This window comes from Providencia sp. PROV080 (genome assembly GCF_033688105.1).
Classification (GTDB): Bacteria; Pseudomonadota; Gammaproteobacteria; order Enterobacterales; family Enterobacteriaceae; genus Providencia; species Providencia zhejiangensis.
In genome coordinates this window covers 1,996,302-2,014,224 of record NZ_CP096346.1, presented here as the reverse complement: position 1 = coordinate 2,014,224, position 17,923 = coordinate 1,996,302, and the positions used below count along the sequence as shown (strand labels likewise).

The 17,923-nt window shown below is 40.2% G+C and carries 15 protein-coding genes; 6 read left to right on the top strand and 9 right to left on the bottom strand.

The genetic code is table 11. The features are described 5' to 3' along the window. Positions 1-5: 5 nt before the first annotated feature. The 7 genes from M1F03_RS08765 to yieE form a co-directional block, all read right to left on the bottom strand. Positions 6-1,388, bottom strand: a complete 1,383-nt coding sequence (locus tag M1F03_RS08765; protein WP_154624459.1) for an APC family permease — start codon at positions 1,386-1,388, stop codon at positions 6-8. A 593-nt stretch (positions 1,389-1,981) separates the two neighbouring features. Further along, positions 1,982-3,955 carry a ligand-gated channel protein gene (locus tag M1F03_RS08755; protein ID WP_196713193.1) on the bottom strand — a complete coding sequence of 658 codons (1,974 nt, stop codon included), beginning with the start codon at positions 3,953-3,955 and terminating at the stop codon, positions 1,982-1,984. 254 nt (positions 3,956-4,209) lie between these two features. Next, positions 4,210-4,998 (bottom strand): ABC transporter ATP-binding protein, encoded by a 789-nt coding sequence (locus tag M1F03_RS08750; protein ID WP_196713194.1) that lies wholly within the window; start codon positions 4,996-4,998, stop codon positions 4,210-4,212. Then, on the bottom strand, positions 4,995-6,089 hold the full coding sequence (locus M1F03_RS08745) for a FecCD family ABC transporter permease (RefSeq protein WP_154621898.1): 1,095 nt from the start codon (positions 6,087-6,089) through the stop codon (positions 4,995-4,997). Before M1F03_RS08745 ends, M1F03_RS08750 begins: the two co-directional genes overlap by 4 nt. 22 nt (positions 6,090-6,111) lie before the next feature. Beyond that, positions 6,112-7,212 carry an ABC transporter substrate-binding protein gene (locus M1F03_RS08740; protein WP_230085770.1) on the bottom strand — a complete coding sequence of 367 codons (1,101 nt, stop codon included), beginning with the start codon at positions 7,210-7,212 and terminating at the stop codon, positions 6,112-6,114. A 471-nt stretch (positions 7,213-7,683) separates the two neighbouring features. Next, positions 7,684-9,174 (bottom strand): amino acid permease, encoded by a 1,491-nt coding sequence (locus tag M1F03_RS08735; protein WP_154624241.1) that lies wholly within the window; start codon positions 9,172-9,174, stop codon positions 7,684-7,686. A gap of 220 nt (positions 9,175-9,394) precedes the next feature. Further along, on the bottom strand, positions 9,395-10,258 hold the full coding sequence (gene yieE / locus M1F03_RS08730) for a DNA-binding transcriptional regulator YeiE (RefSeq protein ID WP_154624863.1): 864 nt from the start codon (positions 10,256-10,258) through the stop codon (positions 9,395-9,397). A 227-nt stretch (positions 10,259-10,485) separates the two neighbouring features. On the opposite strand from yieE, the gene M1F03_RS08725 reads away from it, so the two are divergent. Both M1F03_RS08725 and nfo read left to right on the top strand, forming a co-directional pair. After that, positions 10,486-11,565, top strand: coding sequence for a YeiH family protein (locus tag M1F03_RS08725; protein WP_251464040.1), 1,080 nt, complete (start codon positions 10,486-10,488; stop codon positions 11,563-11,565). A gap of 105 nt (positions 11,566-11,670) precedes the next feature. Next, a complete protein-coding gene (nfo, locus tag M1F03_RS08720) occupies positions 11,671-12,513 on the top strand; it encodes a deoxyribonuclease IV (protein ID WP_154624865.1) in 843 nt (280 codons plus the stop codon). 66 nt (positions 12,514-12,579) lie between these two features. Here nfo and fruK read toward each other — a convergent pair whose 3' ends face one another. Further along, positions 12,580-13,515 carry a 1-phosphofructokinase gene (gene fruK, locus M1F03_RS08715; RefSeq protein ID WP_154624866.1) on the bottom strand — a complete coding sequence of 312 codons (936 nt, stop codon included), beginning with the start codon at positions 13,513-13,515 and terminating at the stop codon, positions 12,580-12,582. Positions 13,516-13,676: 161 nt separating this feature from the next. On the opposite strand from fruK, the gene M1F03_RS08710 reads away from it, so the two are divergent. From M1F03_RS08710 to yeiP, 3 genes are all read left to right on the top strand, one after another. After that, positions 13,677-14,114 carry a nucleotide triphosphate diphosphatase NUDT15 gene (locus tag M1F03_RS08710; RefSeq protein WP_163861334.1) on the top strand — a complete coding sequence of 146 codons (438 nt, stop codon included), beginning with the start codon at positions 13,677-13,679 and terminating at the stop codon, positions 14,112-14,114. A gap of 163 nt (positions 14,115-14,277) precedes the next feature. After that, positions 14,278-15,522, top strand: coding sequence for a tryptophan permease (mtr, locus tag M1F03_RS08705; RefSeq protein ID WP_154624868.1), 1,245 nt, complete (start codon positions 14,278-14,280; stop codon positions 15,520-15,522). Positions 15,523-15,654: 132 nt separating this feature from the next. Beyond that, positions 15,655-16,227, top strand: a complete 573-nt coding sequence (gene yeiP, locus M1F03_RS08700; protein ID WP_154635581.1) for an elongation factor P-like protein YeiP — start codon at positions 15,655-15,657, stop codon at positions 16,225-16,227. A 97-nt stretch (positions 16,228-16,324) separates the two neighbouring features. On the opposite strand, the gene M1F03_RS08695 is transcribed toward yeiP, so the two are convergent. Then, the gene (locus M1F03_RS08695) at positions 16,325-16,663 is read right to left on the bottom strand and encodes a hypothetical protein (RefSeq protein WP_163861331.1); all 339 of its coding nucleotides are present in this window, start codon (positions 16,661-16,663) and stop codon (positions 16,325-16,327) included. Positions 16,664-16,981: 318 nt separating this feature from the next. On the opposite strand from M1F03_RS08695, the gene M1F03_RS08690 reads away from it, so the two are divergent. Continuing rightward, the gene (locus M1F03_RS08690) at positions 16,982-17,605 is read left to right on the top strand and encodes a YrbL family protein (protein WP_251464038.1); all 624 of its coding nucleotides are present in this window, start codon (positions 16,982-16,984) and stop codon (positions 17,603-17,605) included. Positions 17,606-17,923: the final 318 nt, after the last annotated feature.

Here is a 17,923-nt window from a genome sequence, read left to right as displayed (position 1 = left end):
CTCAATTAATAATCACTCATTTGAGGCATTGGTCGACGGAACATACGCGTCAAGATAGCCATATAAACTAGGCCTACCGCGGTCCAAATTAAGCCATATACCATTGAATCTTCTTCGATATTTAACCAGAGTACACATACCGTTAGTGTACCAATAACAGGTAATATCAAATAATTTAGAATGTTTTTAATTCCATTGATACGGCGTTCACGAATAAAGAACTGGCTGATCACGGAGATATTCACAAAGGTAAAGGCAATCAATGCACCAAAGTTAATCAATGCCGTGGCGAAATCCATCTCAAACCAGATAGCGCCGAGTGCTAGCACCCCTACCATCAGGACGTTATAAGAAGGTGTACGCCATTTTGGACTTACGTGACCAAAAATTTTCTCAGGGAATACACCATCACGCCCCATAACGTACATCAAGCGAGCACTACCTGCATGAGCTGCCATTCCTGAAGCCAATACTGTAACACATGAGAAAACCAAAATGATTGACTGGAAAAATGCACCAGCAACAAATCTCATAATATCAGGCTGAGTTTCATTAATGTTCTTAAAGCGTGAAACATCAGGGAAAAACTGCTGCAAGAAAAATGATACTGTAATGAATATAATCCCACCGATTAATGCGGTTAAGAAAATAGCGCGCGGGATCACTTTACCTGCATTTGGCGTTTCTTCTGATAGCGAACTTAATCCATCAAAACCTAAGAATGAGAAACAGAGTATCGTTGCTCCTGCAATCAAAGGGATAAGTTCGGTATGCTCATCAGCAAATGGACGGAAGGTCCACACCTCTCCCGTCCCTTCACCGTTAGATACACCATGAATAACGATAAAGGTAAAGACAACCATTACCCCTACTTGAATAATTGCGATCACGGTACTTAGGTTTGCAATAACGTTGATGCCACGTAAGTTAGCCGCTGTCATTAAAATGACTAATCCCACAACAAAAATAGCAGGTTCAACGGTTGGGAAGATGTCTTGTAAATAAATCTTCGCTAATAATATGTTGATCATTGGCATAAAGATGTAAGACAGCAACGAGGTCCATCCTACCAGAAAGCCAATATGTGGGCTCATTGATTTTTGAGCATAAGTATACGCTGAGCCAGCAGATGGAAAACGTTTGACCAGTTTACCGTAGCTCAGCGCAGTAAATAGTATCGCAGCAAGTGCAATAATATAGGAAGTCGGGACGTGACCACCGGTTTTATCCGATACCATGCCAAATGTATCGAAAATCGTCATTGGCTGAATATAAGCAAGACCAATCATCACCACTTGTAATAAGGTGAGTGTTTTTGCTAGTTCAACACGGTTGTTGGCACCTGTTTGGTTGCTACCGATGGATAATGGCGTTGAATTATTTGGCATGATAAAGCCCTCCCATAACTTTCGATTGAGTATTATTTGACCTACTTAATCGACAGTTACTGGGAAGACTTTGCATCTGCCTATAGGCAGAAAAGAACGATGAAAGGTTGAATGGTGAAGTTGCGAAGCAACCAACTGCTCCGTAGTCATCAATGCGGCAACCACGGCCACCAGGCCCTGCTGCGAATGCGAAAAAGTAAGCCATGCAAGCATTCCTCAAATCGGTAGCATATTTTCTTTGCTACACGTAAAAATATAAATTTATCTATCCGGCCTATTATCCGGCCCCGCGAAATAGTTCGAACTTAACAAGCAAAAAAAAACCGATACCAGAATTAAGGTATCAGTCATTTTTTTAGTTCGCGCATTTTGCACTTCACTTGCTGAAATAGCAATAGCTATTGTAAAAAAAACGGCCAATATTTAATGAGAATTTTTGATAAATTCCCAGATTTTGCTGCATGCGCTAATAACTTAGTTTTTTCTATAAAAATTAGCGATTAAAAGGCATTTTTTATGTGTATTTATCCTAAAAACAATAAGGCCTTCTTAATCAAGATAAGAAGGCCTCAATCAGTCAATTACTGTATCGATTAGAAGTTATAGTTAATACCAATATTGTAACGACGACCTTCTAATTCAGCACCATAGTTTGTCGAATCAATACGACGGTCAAGAATGTTATAAACACCACCAACAATGTTTGCATTCTTATTCAACTTATAGCTTGCGCCTAAATCAAACAGTGCATAGGATGCTGTACCGTTATTCATGCTTTCACCACGGCCTTGGTAATCAGACGTTTTACCGCGGAAATTCATACGAGTCCACGTTTGCAACTCTTCTGTGGTATCCCATGTTAACGTCGCATTCCCCATATGTTTAGGTTGTTTGTTTAACGGCTTACCTTTATTGACACCACTTTTTTGCTCTGTATCAGTGTAAGTATAGTTTGCAGCAAAGGCTAAATTATCCAGAATTCCCCAGTTGAATGTTAATTCAACACCACGCATTCTTGCCTTATCCACGTTTGCACGATCGCTAACAAAACGATACGGTTTACCATTATCACCAATACCATCATCTAATGTACAGTCTCTGATATTCGCATTGCTATTATCACAACGTCTCACTTCTGTAATTTTATCTTTGAAATCTGTATTATAGATCGTGATTCCGGCGGTAATATTGTCTTGGTTATTCCAAATAACCCCGATCTCTTCTGTAACACTTTTCTCCGGTTTCAAATTCGGGTTACCGTAAATAACCGCGTTACCTGCGCGTCCACCCGTTGATTGTCCCCATTCTGCGGAAGATTGGCGTAAGTCAGGTGCTTTATAACCAGTAGATACACCACCTTTGATGGTCCATTGGTCATCTGCATGCCAAACACCGTAAAGACGAGGAGTCCAATGAGAACCATAGTTTTCATCTTTATCCATACGGATCCCGCCAGTTAATGCAAAGTCATTAGTCATTAACCATTCATCTTCTGCAAACAGTGCCCAGCTATAGCGGTCAAGTTTGTTTAGTGCAAATTTATTATCACCTGCTTCTAATTTTTCTTTACGGTATTGACCGCCTAAACTTAAGCTGTGATCACCAATTAAGAATACACTTTGATTACGTATGACGAGATCATCAAATTTCATCTTACGAGTTGGGTTTTTAGTTTCATCGTATTGAATATAAGTATCAGTGTTAGCTAGGTCATAAACCCCTGTATGAGTTAATGCTGTATGGGTCATCTCATATTTACTAAAGCTGCTACTGTCACCTTCTTTATACGTATAGCCTTCACGATAATCCCTATGCTGACTATCTTTTTTGAAATCCAAATCAAAGGTATTCTTTTCATCTGGTGTTAATGAAAGTGTTCCACCGCCACTTGCGATGATTTGACGACCGAAACCATCAATAATTTTATCTTCACCACGATGTGAATATTGGCCGTTAAGTTTCACGCCTAATAATCCATCAATCAGTGGACCAGAAGTATAGAAACTGCCTTGTCCTGTATTTCCTGAATCTCTACGTTCAGTAATTGTCGTATCTGCACGTAAACTTGTCGTCCACTCTTGCTGCACACGGCGAGTGATAATGTTAATGACCCCGCCCATCGCATCTGAACCATAAAGAGAAGACATAGGACCACGAACAACTTCGATACGTTCAATAGCAGGCAGTGGTGGCAACCAACCTTGCTCAATACCAGACCCATCACTATTTGGTCGAGTTGTACGCGTATCAACACGCTTACCGTCAATCAAAATCATCGTATACTTAGCATCCATACCACGGATACTAATATCGGAGCTACTACCACCACCAGTTACAAGAACACCTGGAACATCTTTCAGTGCATCCGTGACATCACGGTAAGCTTTATTTTCAAGTTGCTCACGAGTCACCACTGAAATCGATGCAGGCGCATCTTCGATTTTCTGTTGGAAACCAGATGCGGTGGTCACCATGATGGTATCCTTGCTATCATCCGCAAATGCAGGTGCTGCTGTAATTGCTGCGATAATACTCATTGCAATTTTTCTTTTATTAAAAACTACCATTCCCAACTCTCCAAGAGATAATTTTGATTTGAATTTATTGATATGACATCAGCTCAATATTCAGGTATATAACCTTATACTTACTGTTATTATTTTTTTGATTATTAGATAATATCAATTACCTATAGAAAATTTACGGTTATTACTGTTTTTCATAAATTTTCTATAATTAATTACTATTTCAAAATATCATCTTACTTGTCTATAAGATGCCTATTGATATTATTTAATAGACATCTTTAAGACTTATAAAATTAACTCGCTAATTTCTCAACTAACCCATCAATAAGGACTTGTGGCACACCTTGCGAACAACGCTCTATACGACCACGCACGCCATAGACATCGGCTAAGCTGCTTGGCGTAATGACGTCCTCAGGTTCTCCTTGAGCAATTAACTTACCTTTTTTTAGCATTAAAACATGCTCAGCGTGTCTTAAGGCTATATTAATATCATGCACCACTACCACCGTAATAATATTACGTCGTTTTGTTTCTTTCGCGACTAAATCCATTACATGATATTGATAATTTAAATCTAATGCACTTAATGGCTCATCTAATAACAATAAATTAGGCTGACGAATTAATGATTGTGCCAAACCCACTAATTGTTTTTGCCCACCAGATAATTGGTCTAAATAACTTAATGCTAAATGTTCAATACCTAATTGGCGTAATAAACGCATCACTTCATCTTGACTATTTTCATTACTGAGTCCGCCTGACGCTCTTTGAGCAACAATCACTGACTCTAAAACATAAAGATGTACTCCAGCAGGCAGGCTTTGTGGTAAATACACCACATTTTGAGCTCGCTGAGCAAAATTCTGTTTTGTTAAATCCACCCCATCTAACAATAACTGTCCCGTTGATTTATTTAATCCGGCCAACGAACGTAATAAGGTTGATTTACCGCTGCCATTCGGCCCTAACAGCACCGTTATTTTGCCTCTAGGTAAAGCATGTGTGCTCAACCCTTCAATCACAGGATTTTTCGGATAACCTGCATTAAATTGATCAATAATCAGGCCATCTGTCATGACACGTTACCTCTATGACGCAAAATAATACTAAGGAAGAACGGAACACCAACCAATGACGTGACAATTCCAACTGGAATAATGACACCCGGTATAATATTTTTAGATGCAATAGACGCCATTGATAAAACTAATGCACCGATCAATGCACTTGCCGGCAAATAGAAACGATGGTCTTCACCAAACATGAGTCTTGCAATATGTGGAGCGACCAAACCGATAAAGGCAATCGGCCCAACAAATGCCACGGCTAAAGCAGACAGAATACTGATACGAAGTAACGTGGTTAAACGTAAACGACGTACATCAATACCAAAGCTGATTGCGCGATCTTCCCCGAGTCTTAACGCTGTCAGTTTCCACGAACTCATCATCGCTATAGGGAAAATCAATGCGAAGACTAATGCCATTACACCCAGTTTTACCCATGTCGCTTTGGATAAACTTCCCATTGTCCAAAACACTAGGCCTTGCAGCGTATCTTCTGTCGCAATGAACTGCATCATGGATACGAGTGCGTTAAACGTGAATACCAGTGCAATACCAAATAACACAACACCTGACGTTGCAACACGTGTCCAGCGGGTCACGGCATCCAGCATCAATGCCGCCAACAACGCAAAAATAAACGCGTTGGCAGAAATGACCCATTGATCAGGTACACCTGGGATAGCAATACCTGAAACAATAGCTAATGCCGCACCAAATGCCGCAGCATTTGACACCCCCAGTGTAAATGGACTGGCTAATGGGTTATTCAAGATGGTTTGCATTTCAGCCCCAGCAAGGCCAAGTGACATACCAATAACCACAGCCATCAGAGCATACGGCAGGCGAATATCCCACACAATCACTCTTGTACCTGCTTCAACAGATTCCGGAGAGATAAGCGTCTGCCAAAGTTTTTCTAAGGATAAACCTGATGGACCTAAGGTAAAATCAATAACCAGTGACAATAAAATTGCAGCGATGATAACGGCTATCCATGCAATTCGACGTCGTAACATGTGTTGATAATGTTGTTTTACACCATTATCACTTTCTTGAACTGACTGCTTAACAGTTGACATTGTCTCGGTAGTAAGACTCATTATTATAATTACCTACAAAATTTTACTTCTCACTGACCCAATAAACGCCTGACGGCTCAACGGCAAGGAATTGACGATGCAATTCATTTAACGTTTTTTGTGGATCAAGTTCAGCGAACTGTTCTGGATAAAACCATTTCGCAAACACCTGAGTCGCTAGCACGTTATAGGGTGAGTTATAGTAGTTATGCCAAATCGCATAATCTTTACCGTCTTTCACGGCAGATAATGAGCTAATCCCCTTGCGTTCAGTAATTTTTTTCAGGCTTGCTTTCGCTTCTTCGATGGTGCCTTGTGCACCTAACTGCACGCCAACATCCTGACTTCCCGGTGCTTTAGCACCTGTTGCAATATAGATTTGAGGATCTACCGCAATAATTTTTTCAAGATTCATGTTACCCAAAGCCCCCGGTAACACCTCTTTAGCAATATTCTTACCACCCGCTAGATCAATAAAATTGCCCATATTTCCGTTGCCTGCGGTTCCACAACAGTCTTCAAAAGCACCTGCTCGTAGATCAATAAATACCGTTGGTTTTTTATCTTCAGGGATCTTACTGGTGATATCAGTCACTAACTTTTGATTTTTTTCATAAAAATCAGCGAATTTCTCTGCTGTTTGCTCGCGATTTAATGCTTTCCCAAGCATGCGGATACTTGGCAAGGTATTTTGTAATGGGTTATCCCTAAAATCGACAAAAACAACAGGCACCCCCGCTTTTTCAAGCTGGTTCACCAATTCACTATTTTTACCGGGACCATGACCAGATAGACCAAAAATGGCAATGTCAGGGTTAAGTGTTAAGACTTTTTCAGCACTGACGCTGTCTGCACTTGTATTGCCAATCAGGGGGATATTATCGATTTGAGGAAATTTTGCTTTATAGGTCGCGTAAGTTTGTGGGTCAAGTTTACGTAAGTCACCTTGCCAACCAACGATTCTATCAAGGGGTTTGTCACCTTCAAGTAAGGCTATCGCACTCAATAAACGGCCTTCACCAAGTAAGATGCGATTCACATTGTCAGGAACTTCAACAGTCCGCCCAGCAACATCTGTCACTGTTGCTGACAGAGAATGGAAGCTAACACTCAACATTGAGCTTGCAAATAAAGCTAACCCCATCCCCTTCCCTAACGATTTCATCATCAACTTCACAACGTACCTCTTTATCCCCATTTTTTGTGCCATAACAATAAAGCAAATAAGAATACTTATCAATACGATTGCCAATTTAATTCCATATTGGTATTGAAGTGTGATCTTACACGAACTTTTTGTTAATTAATTGAAAATTAATATTTTCATTTATGAAATAAGAATAAAAAGGACCAAATATTGACTCTATCACCCAAGCACTTAGTGACAATTGGGCAACCCTACTTTCAGTGCCATTAGGCTAAACACCTCTTCCTTGTGCTATCCAAACGACGATGGCTTGTTACTCATTTCACGACCCGTCGTAAGTCAGTCATAAGAACGCGCGTTTTCTTACACCTCAAAAGATGACCATTTGATATCGCTTCTCAAGCTCATAAAAAAAGAGCCAACCTATAACTAGGTTAGCTCTTTCTTTGGCTGCCAACGCAATCTTAATTATTTATTCAAATTTTCGCGATAGCTTGGGAAATCCATGTCTTTATAGCGAATGAATGAGGTTTTCTTGACAATCTTATAACCAAACCAAATTGCTAAGAATAATGGAATACCGATATACGTCGCGGTCACCCCTACCCAATCAATCTTATCTTCTAAAAATGCTTGATAGTTTTGCCCTAACGTAATGATTAAGCAAAGCACGAAAGCAAAAATAGGTCCAATTGGGAAGAAGCCTGAACGGTAAGGCAAATCCTTGAGATCTTTACCTTGCGCAATATAACCTTTACGGAAACGATAATGGCTAATCGCGATCCCCAACCAAGCAATAAATCCTGTCATACCGGAAGTATTCAACAACCACAAATAGACGGTTTGGTTACCAAACATGGAACTTAAGAAACACAAACCAGCAATCACCGTTGTCGCAACTAGGGCATAACGTGGCACGCCGCCTTTTGAAAGGCGAGCAAAAATACGTGGCGCTTTTCCTTCACGCGCTAAGGTATACAGCATACGCGTCGATGCATACATCCCTGAGTTACCCGCCGATAATACCGCGGTCAAAATAACGGCGTTCATTACCGCTGCTGCCGATAGTAACCCTGCATTCTCAAAGACCAATGTGAACGGGCTGACACTAATATCTTTAACATCATTACGCAGTAAGTTTGGATCAGTATAAGGGATAATCAAACTAATGATTAAAATCGCAAAGATATAGAATAGAAGGATACGCCAGAAAACTTTACGCACCGCTTTAGGGATATTTTTCGCGGGATCTTGTGACTCACCTGCTGCAATACCGATCAATTCCGTTCCTTGGAACGAGAAGCCGACGATCATTGCAACACCAATCATCGCAGAGAATCCCCCCGCAAAAGGAGCGTCACCAATTTCCCAATTGTGCCACCCTGCATTTTCAGCGCCGCTCATGATGCCAAAAATCATCAGCACACCAACAACAATGAAAATAATAACCGTGGTAACTTTAATTAAAGAGAACCAATATTCTGCCTCACCGAATCCTTTTACTGAGATATAGTTCAGCAAGAAGATAATGGTTAAGAAGATCGCACTCCAAATCCAACCTGGGGTGTCTGGGAACCAATAGGTCATCACAAGTTGCGCAGCAACCAAGTCAACGGCAATGGTGACAGCCCAGTTATACCAATAGTTCCAGCCTAATGCGAAACCAAATCCTTCATCGACATACTTAGCGCCATAGGTTGCAAAAGAGCCTGAGACTGGCATATAAGCCGCAAGTTCTCCTAAACTGGTCATCAAGAAATAGACCATTAAACCAATAATCGCATAAGAAAGAAGTGCCCCGCCGGGGCCAGCTTGTGCGACGGTCGCACCAGATGCAACGAAAAGGCCTGTACCAATCGAACCACCGATAGCGATCATTGCTAGGTGGCGGGCTTTTAACTCGCGGCGTAATTTTTGAGGTCCGCTACTTTGTACCGTAGTGGTATGTTGTTCTGACATCTGTTCCCTGTATTTCTTTATTTAATCAATATTAAGAGAATTCTAGCAAAACATCCTGTCAGAACTAAGTAACTCTTAGCTGTTATAAGATACCTTCATAATCCACACAGAATTATTAGTAAAACACTTATACTGAATGAAGGTAATCTTTGTTCAAATAGTCATCGCATTTGGCATAACACTGATATAAACCCTATATTTTTATATAATATTCAATATGTTATTTGCAATATGCCAATAGATTTTTTATCGCGTTCGATAAATGTTTCTGACGGTGATAAATCAAATACAGTGTACGTTGCAATTGCAGATCGGCAACTTGTAGCTCAACTAAAGAACCATTTGCCAGTTGTTCATCGATAACACGCCTTGATAAACAGCTAATTCCCATACCAAAACGTACGGCATGCTTAATCGCTTCGGAATTTCCGAGTTCCATGAAAATATGAAAACCAGGGAGATGAGCAAACAAAAGCTGGTCAAGGACATCACGCGTTCCAGAACCCCGTTCACGTAATACCCAAGGGGCATCACGCAACTCTTTTAATGTTAACGGCTTGCCAGCTAAAGCGTTATTTGGTGCAGCAAAGATAACTAGCTCATCTTTTAACCATGGCTCTGTGATTAATTCTGGGCTATGGCATACCCCTTCAATTAACCCGACATCGGCACGAAATTCCATTACCGATTTGATAACTTCTTCCGTGTTACTAATGTTCAGCTCGAGTGGGATGGTGGGGTGATCATGACGATACTCTGCCAACAAAGGCGGTAGCATATAGTTGCCGATAGTGGTACTGGCGGCAAGGCGCACAGCCCCCATCTCTTTTTTAAAGAGTTGCTCAACTTCAAGGGCTTGTTCAAGTAATGCTAGCGCTTTTGGATACAATAACCGTCCATGCTCATTCGTTACAAGACGTTTACCAACACGATCAAAAAGTTGCACTCCGAGTTGCCCTTCCAGATCAGTTAAAGAAGCACTCACTGCTGATTGTGACAAAGCGAGTAACTGAGATGCCTGCGTGGTGGAGCCACTTTTCAGTACTTCCGTAAATACTTCGAGTTGCCTAAGTGTTATTCGCATACAGGTAGCTCCCACATTGTTCACTTGAGTTTGTAATAATATTGTTAATATTAATGATTTATTACCAACTTACCAGAAGAAACTTATAACCTGTTTTTTAGATTGATTATATACAAACAATCAATTTAAATTATTAAAAGTTTTGTTATATGCTTATTCCAAAATTATCTATACCCATAATTAGCAGCTTTTGTTAATGGGTATCAGTAGTAACAGAAGGTAAAGTTATGGATAAAAGCAATACAAAAACATTAGTACAGAGCACAAGTCATCCCGCTCTCAAGCTAATTCCAGGTGTTATTTTAGCGGGGATCTTAACCGCTCTTTCGATGTTTCTTGGTGAACAGCAATGGTTTATTGATGTGGGTTTAGGGGCGCTAACTCTCGCAATCCTCTTAGGTATTATTGTGGGTAACACCGTTTACCCTGTGATGAGTGCACGTTGTGATAACGGTATAAAGTTTGCCAAACACTATTTTTTACGAGCCGGTATCATACTGTATGGCTTTCGCTTAACTTTTCAACAAATCACCGATGTGGGTGCCACAGGGCTACTCATTGATGCTTTAACGCTTACCTCCACTTTCCTCTTGGCTTTCTGGTTAGGTAAAAAAGTCTTTGGGCTCGATGATGAAACGACCTTTTTAATCGGCGCGGGTAGTAGTATCTGCGGGGCTGCGGCGGTAATGGCGACAGAGCCTGTCGTAAAGGCTTCTGCGAGTAAAGTTGCCGTTGCAGTGTCTACCGTGGTCATTTTCGGTACTATTGCGATTTTTGTATACCCATGGCTTTATCAGCTTAACGCACATTTCGGTTGGTTTACCCAAACACAAGATACTTTTGGCATTTATGTAGGCTCAACAGTCCATGAAGTCGCTCAAGTGGTTGCTATCGGCCATACTATCGGTCCTGATGCTGAAAATGCTTCCGTCATTACAAAAATGATTCGTGTCATGATGTTAGCGCCTTTCTTAATTCTTTTATCCGCCTATTTAAGCCGTCGTTCAATCGTCACTAACGGTGAAAATACACAAAAAAGCAAAATTACTATTCCTTGGTTTGCGGTGATTTTTATCTTAGTGGCTGCATTTAATTCCTTTGATTTATTACCTACAGTCATCGTGAAACACATTATTACTTTAGATACTGTATTATTAGCAATGGCAATGGTAGCACTCGGCCTCACCACACACGTTAGCGCAATACGTCAAGCAGGTATTAAACCTTTATTAATGGCGCTGATCCTATTTGCATGGTTGATTATTGGTGGCGTCATCATCAACGCGATTATCCAAATGATGCTTTAATTACCTTCCCATCTCTTCTCTAAAGGCCGCTATTTATGCGGCCTTGTTTGTTCATTTCATTTATTCCCCTATTAATGGCATACTTCCTTAAAAAAGGAGTCAATAATGAAATATATTGGAGCACATGTCAGCGCCTCCGGAGGCGTTGATCAAGCCGTCATTCGCGCCCATGAAATTAACGCCACGGCATTTGCGTTATTCACAAAGAATCAGCGCCAGTGGAAAGCCCCTCCACTGACCGAAGAAATCATTGAAAAATTTAAAGCTAACTGCACCAAATATGGCTATGGTAAGCATCAAATCTTACCTCATGACAGTTACTTAATTAATCTAGGTCATCCAGAAGTCGAAGCCTTAGAAAAATCACGCGCTGCCTTTATTGATGAAATGCAACGCTGTGAGCAGTTAGGCATTGATTTACTCAATTTTCACCCAGGTAGCCATCTCAAAAAAATTGAAGTTGATGATTGTTTGGCACGTATTGCGGAATCCATCAACATCGCATTAAATGAAACGCAAGGTGTTATCGCTGTTATTGAAAACACCGCGGGCCAAGGCTCAAACTTAGGTTATCGGTTTGAGCATTTAGCAAAAATTATTGAAGATGTGGATGATAAAAGCCGTGTTGGCGTTTGTATTGACACTTGCCATGCCTTTGCCGCTGGTTACGACTTACGTACGGAAGACGCTTGCGAAGACACCTTTCAACAGTTTTCAGACATTGTCGGGTTTCAATACCTTAAAGGCATGCATCTCAATGATGCAAAAAGTGAATTTGCCAGCCGAGTCGATCGCCACCACAGTTTAGGTGAAGGCAACATTGGCTATACCCCTTTTAGTTATATTATGAAAGACCCACGTTTTGATGGCATTCCTCTGATTTTGGAAACCATTAATCCTGATATTTGGCCTCAAGAGATTGCGTGGTTGAAGTCACAGCAGAACTAATCAATAGAATCAAGGCGGTAAGTTTCCTTAACCGCCTTGAAATTATGCATCTTGTAATGGGGTTATTTACAACGACTCCATTTCAATTTTTGCCATCATATCCGCAAGTTTATTACGATTTTTTAAGCCAACATCCGGTTGTGAGACCGATAGTGCTGAAATTGCCGTTGCCATACGGAGTGTGTGTGCGCTCGACTCACCATTTAACAATCCATACGCTAGGCCCGCTACCATCGAGTCACCAGCACCAACGGTACTGACAACTTCACAATGTGGTGGCTTAGCCAACCAAGAGCCTGAGGCATTGACCCATAACGCGCCTTCTTCACCTAACGATATCACCACATGAGAGATGCCTTTATCGCGAAGTTCATGTGCCGCTTCAATGACATCTTTCAGGTCGGGTAACTTGCGCCCAACCCACATTTCCAACTCATGGCGATTGGGTTTAACTAACCATGGCGATGCTTTCAAACCCGCTTTTAATGCTTCACGGCTGCTATCAAAAATAATACACGGGCACAATTGACGCAGTCGGCTCATCCAGCGAGTGAATTCCTCAGCTTCAATACCATTCGGTAAGCTTCCACTGACCACCACCATATCAAAATGGCCTAACCAATTGAGTGATTCCGTTGAGAAACGATTCCAGTCTTCTTTACTAACATCAAAACCAGAAAAATTAAAATCGGTCGATTCACCGTTATTTTCCGTCAATTTAACGTTAATTCTTGTCCTACCTGGCACCATATGAAAACGGTTTGCCATTCCGTTATCACTGAAAAAATGTTGGAACTCTTCTTGGTTATCTTTTCCCATAAAACCACTTACGGTGATATCGATTCCAAGGTCTCGTAAAACTTTTGCGACGTTAACCCCTTTGCCTCCTGCATTGAGGCTAGCTGTTTTCACTAAGTTGACTTCACCGACTTCGATTGATGGGCACAGCCCAACAAGATCATAAGCAGGATTTAATGTAATTGTAGCAACCCGGCGAGTCATAACCTCGAATCTCCCTTATCGTTATTGTCGTATACATGCTAGCCATAGTTATACCATTAAAACACAATGGCTTCAGTGATATTTGTAGTTTTTCCTGATTGTTTTTCTAGACTAAACTGGCAATATTAGCCGGCTTAAAATAAAGAATATAAGGAGAACTCATGTCTATTGTTGATGGTGTTGTCGTTGGTGTGGGAGTCATTATCACGAATCAACAAGGCCAAATTTTAATGGGGAAACGCAGCAGCCAACACGCACCGTACTGGTCTATTTTCGGTGGGCATGTCGATGCGGGTGAATCATTCGAGGCATGTGCTATTCGTGAAATAAAAGAGGAAATTGGTATTGATATTACTACCCCAACTGTTTTTGGTATTAGTAATAATGTGAATACCTATCAACAGGAAGGCAAGCATACCGTTTCTATTTGTATGCATGTTGAATACAACGGTGACGTAGAGCCACAAATTATGGAAGCTGATAAGTGTGAAAGCCTAATGTGGGTTGCGCCTAATGAGTTGCCTGAACCACACTTTGAAGCTAGCCGCAATGCTATCGACCTATGGTTGAACCAACAATTTTATCACCATCCCGCTTAAGGCTTCCTTTTGTGCAAATGGCATTGCGTCATTTGTACAATAATCATCCAACTCATTATAATTACTCTTAATTTTTTACATTTGTCCGTTAATTATTATTTACATCAACACACACCGTCTGTATCATTAAGCTAGTACAAAGAAACATTAATCGGGAGTTCCCATGTCTGTTGATACAACAAAAACAATCAAACAGCCCTCCATCTTAGGTGGCGCAATGATTATCGCGGGTACAGCCGTTGGCGCTGGTATGTTTTCAATCCCCATGGTGACCTCTGGTGTTTGGTTTACAGGCTCTATCGTGCTTTTAATCTATACCTTTGTTTGCATGCTGCTTTCAGGGTTAATGATTTTAGAAGCCAATATGAATTACCCTGCTGGTGCCAGCTTTCATACTATGGTCAAAGATTTATTAGGACCGATATGGAACTCACTTAATGGTCTATCCATTACTTTCGTGCTGTATATTTTGACTTATGCCTATATATCCGCGGGAAGCTCCATTATTTCTGAGAACTTATCTAGTTACATGGCGGTTCCTCAAGCCGTTTCTGGGTTGTTCTTTGCGCTTCTGGTCGCTTTCTTTGTTTGGTTATCGACACGTGCCGTTGACCGTTTAAGCACGATTTTAATCGGCGGTATGGTCATCACCTTTGTGATGTCTATTGGTGGCATGGTCACAACAGCATCCCCTTCAATTCTACTCAACCAAGTCGATCAAGGTAATGCCCACTATTTACCGTATGCACTCGCTGCATTACCTTACTTATTAACGTCATTTGGTTATCACGGTAATGTTCCAGGTCTAGTTAAGTATTACAATAAAGATAGCCGTTCTGTTGTACGTAGTCTTGTGTATGGCGCTATTATTACTGTTGCGATTTATATCCTGTGGCAGTATGCGGTTCAAGGTAACATCCCACGCTCCGCGTTTATTCAAATTCGCGAAGAAGGCAATAACATTGGTGCATTATTGAAACAAATGAATGCATCGACGAATAGCGATTTCATTTCCCAATTTTTGACGCTATTTTCCTATATGGCATTGGCAAGTTCATTTTTAGGTGTATCACTTGGTTTATTTGATTTTATTGCTGACTTCTTTAAATTTAATGACAGCAAACAAGGTCGCTTTAAATCTGCCCTAATCACATTTTTGCCACCAACTGTCTTTGCACTCGTTTTCCCTAATGGTTTTATCTACGCGATTGGTTTTGCTGGTCTTGCCGCGACAATTTGGGCTGTCATCGTACCTGCATTAATGGCTAAAGCGAGTCGTAAACGTTTTCCAAACAACAGCTATCAGGCTCCTGGTGGTATCAGTATTATTCTGTTTGTCATTCTATTCGGTGTCATTAATGCTGTAGCACACATACTTTCCTTATTTGGGTTACTCCCAGTCTATTAATTGAACATCCCTCCCCAGCTAAGTCACTGGGGAGATTTTTTTGCTGAAAAATGTGTTTACTATCTTGCCTAATCGCCTATCTGCGAGTAATTTTGTCGCACTCTTTTATGAAGACAATCAAGAAGGTTATATATGGCAAAGGCCAATGAAATCAAACGCGGTTTTGCAGTGAATTACAATGGCAAACTGTTGTTGGTTAAAGACATTGATATTCAAGCGCCAAGCGCTCGTGGTGCCAGCACTTTATACAAAATGCGCTTTACTGACATTAAAACAGGGCAAAAAGTCGAAGAGCGTTTTAAAGGTGATGATATTTTAGAGACTATCTCACTCACTCGCCGAGCTGTTAGTTTCTCTTATATCGATGGTGATGAATATGTCTTTATGGACAATGAAGACTATACGCCTTATCTATTTAAACGTGCGGATATTGAAGAGGAATTATTGTTTATTCCTGAAGAAGGCCTACCTGGCATGCAAGTGCTAACAATGGATGGTCAAGTCCTTGCACTCGAATTACCTCAAACTGTCGATATGGTCATCGTAGAAACCACTCCCGCCATTAAAGGGGCTTCTGCGAGCGCACGTACAAAGCCTGCAACAATGGCTACCGGTTTAACGGTTCAAGTTCCTGAATACCTCACCAGCGGCGAAAAAATTCGTATCCATATTCCTGAGCGTCGTTATATGGGTCGCTGCGATTAATTGTTGTTATCACCTATGGGCGGACGCCCATAGGGCTTTCGAACTTTACACAATTTGAATTCGCTTTCCTGCTTTAAATCATATGACTCTTTTCAAATCAGTTATATATCAGTGTATACACACCCAGAGTCTGTGCTTTATCTATCCATTTAAAGCTTTGAGTCCCTTTGTTATTTGGCAGCTCTTGAGTGCCTTTTTTTAAGGTCTTTAGGGAGATTTGCGTTGTCACGGGCTTACCACTATCGTTCCAGCAAGTGGTTTGAACATTTTCCTGATATGTCCCGATTTGACATGGCGATGCAACGATAGCCCCCGTAAATGTAATCGTGCCACTACCGATTACTGTTTTTTCTTTCGCTTGTGCTATTGGTGAATAGTTAATGACTGTGATTGCCAATATTGCTGCTATGGAAATTTTATTGACTATAAGTTTCATAAAAAGCATCCATTAAAAATTAAGTTATCGTCATTTGTAATAAATTATTTATATTTAAATTGTTTTTTATTTTTATCACTGAATGACGAGATTCTAATTTGAATGAATGAAATGATATTTAACTGATAGCCGTAGTTTTTTATTTTTCTTTAACTCTAAGAAATAAAATATAATAAGATAGCCTGATCACAAAATAACAAGCGATCACACAGATTGCCACTTTCCTTCTTTCTTATCCATTAAAATTAGCCTGTTTATTTTTATAAATAAGGCAACAGCCTTGGTCGACCTAATTCACATTCACTTAATGGCTATAATATGAAGACATTACTTGCAAAGCCTATCGTACTTAGTCCATCGCAATTGATTGCCAGTGGACGGCAACGAGCGTGTTATCATCATCCTGAACGTGAGGATTTATGCGTAAAAGTGCATCATGCAGATAGAGATGATAAAGAGACGATACGCGAAATAAAATATTACAAACGGATTTATCGAAATAAATCGTCGTCAGAGACAATCTCCGATTATTATGGTACTCAAGAAACAAACATGGGGACGGGTTATGTATTTCAGTTAATTAAAGATAAAACAGGGGCTGTATCTAATACACTTGATTATTTTTTTAAAAATAAAAACTATTTTTTAAAACATCAAAAAAATATGCGAATTGCGTATGATATTTTTAAAAAAACGATATTTAAAGACGCCATAGTGACAATGGCATTAAAGCCTTACAATATTGTCTACCAATTAGGCTATAAGCCTCATGGTCAATTTGTGATCATTGATAACCTCGGCAGTGCGAATTTAATTCCCGTCGATTATTTTTCGTCAACGCTAGCGCGAACAACACTCTCTCGCCGATTTGCTGATTTTGAACGACGCATATATAACGAATACCATATTAAACTCGCCAACATGCAGATACAAACTCGCTAACTTGGTATGCCTACAGTATAGTGATGGTTAACGATAATGAGTTTGCCATCACTATTTAAGTTGGTCAGCTTAAGTAAATTTAAACTTCTTTACATTTAAGAGTGTCTTAATCGTTAATAATTGCAGCAAGCCGACTTGAAATGTGATCTAGATCGTTATTTTTATTATATTCTTTGTTCACTTAACAGTTAAAGTTCTATTTTTTTAACAAAAAGCCGCCAAAACCCTTACTCTATTCGTATTTAATATAATGTTTTGTAAATTATCCCCTTATTAACTCGCCATTTCAGTTCTGTTTATGTATGCTCTCTATGTTTG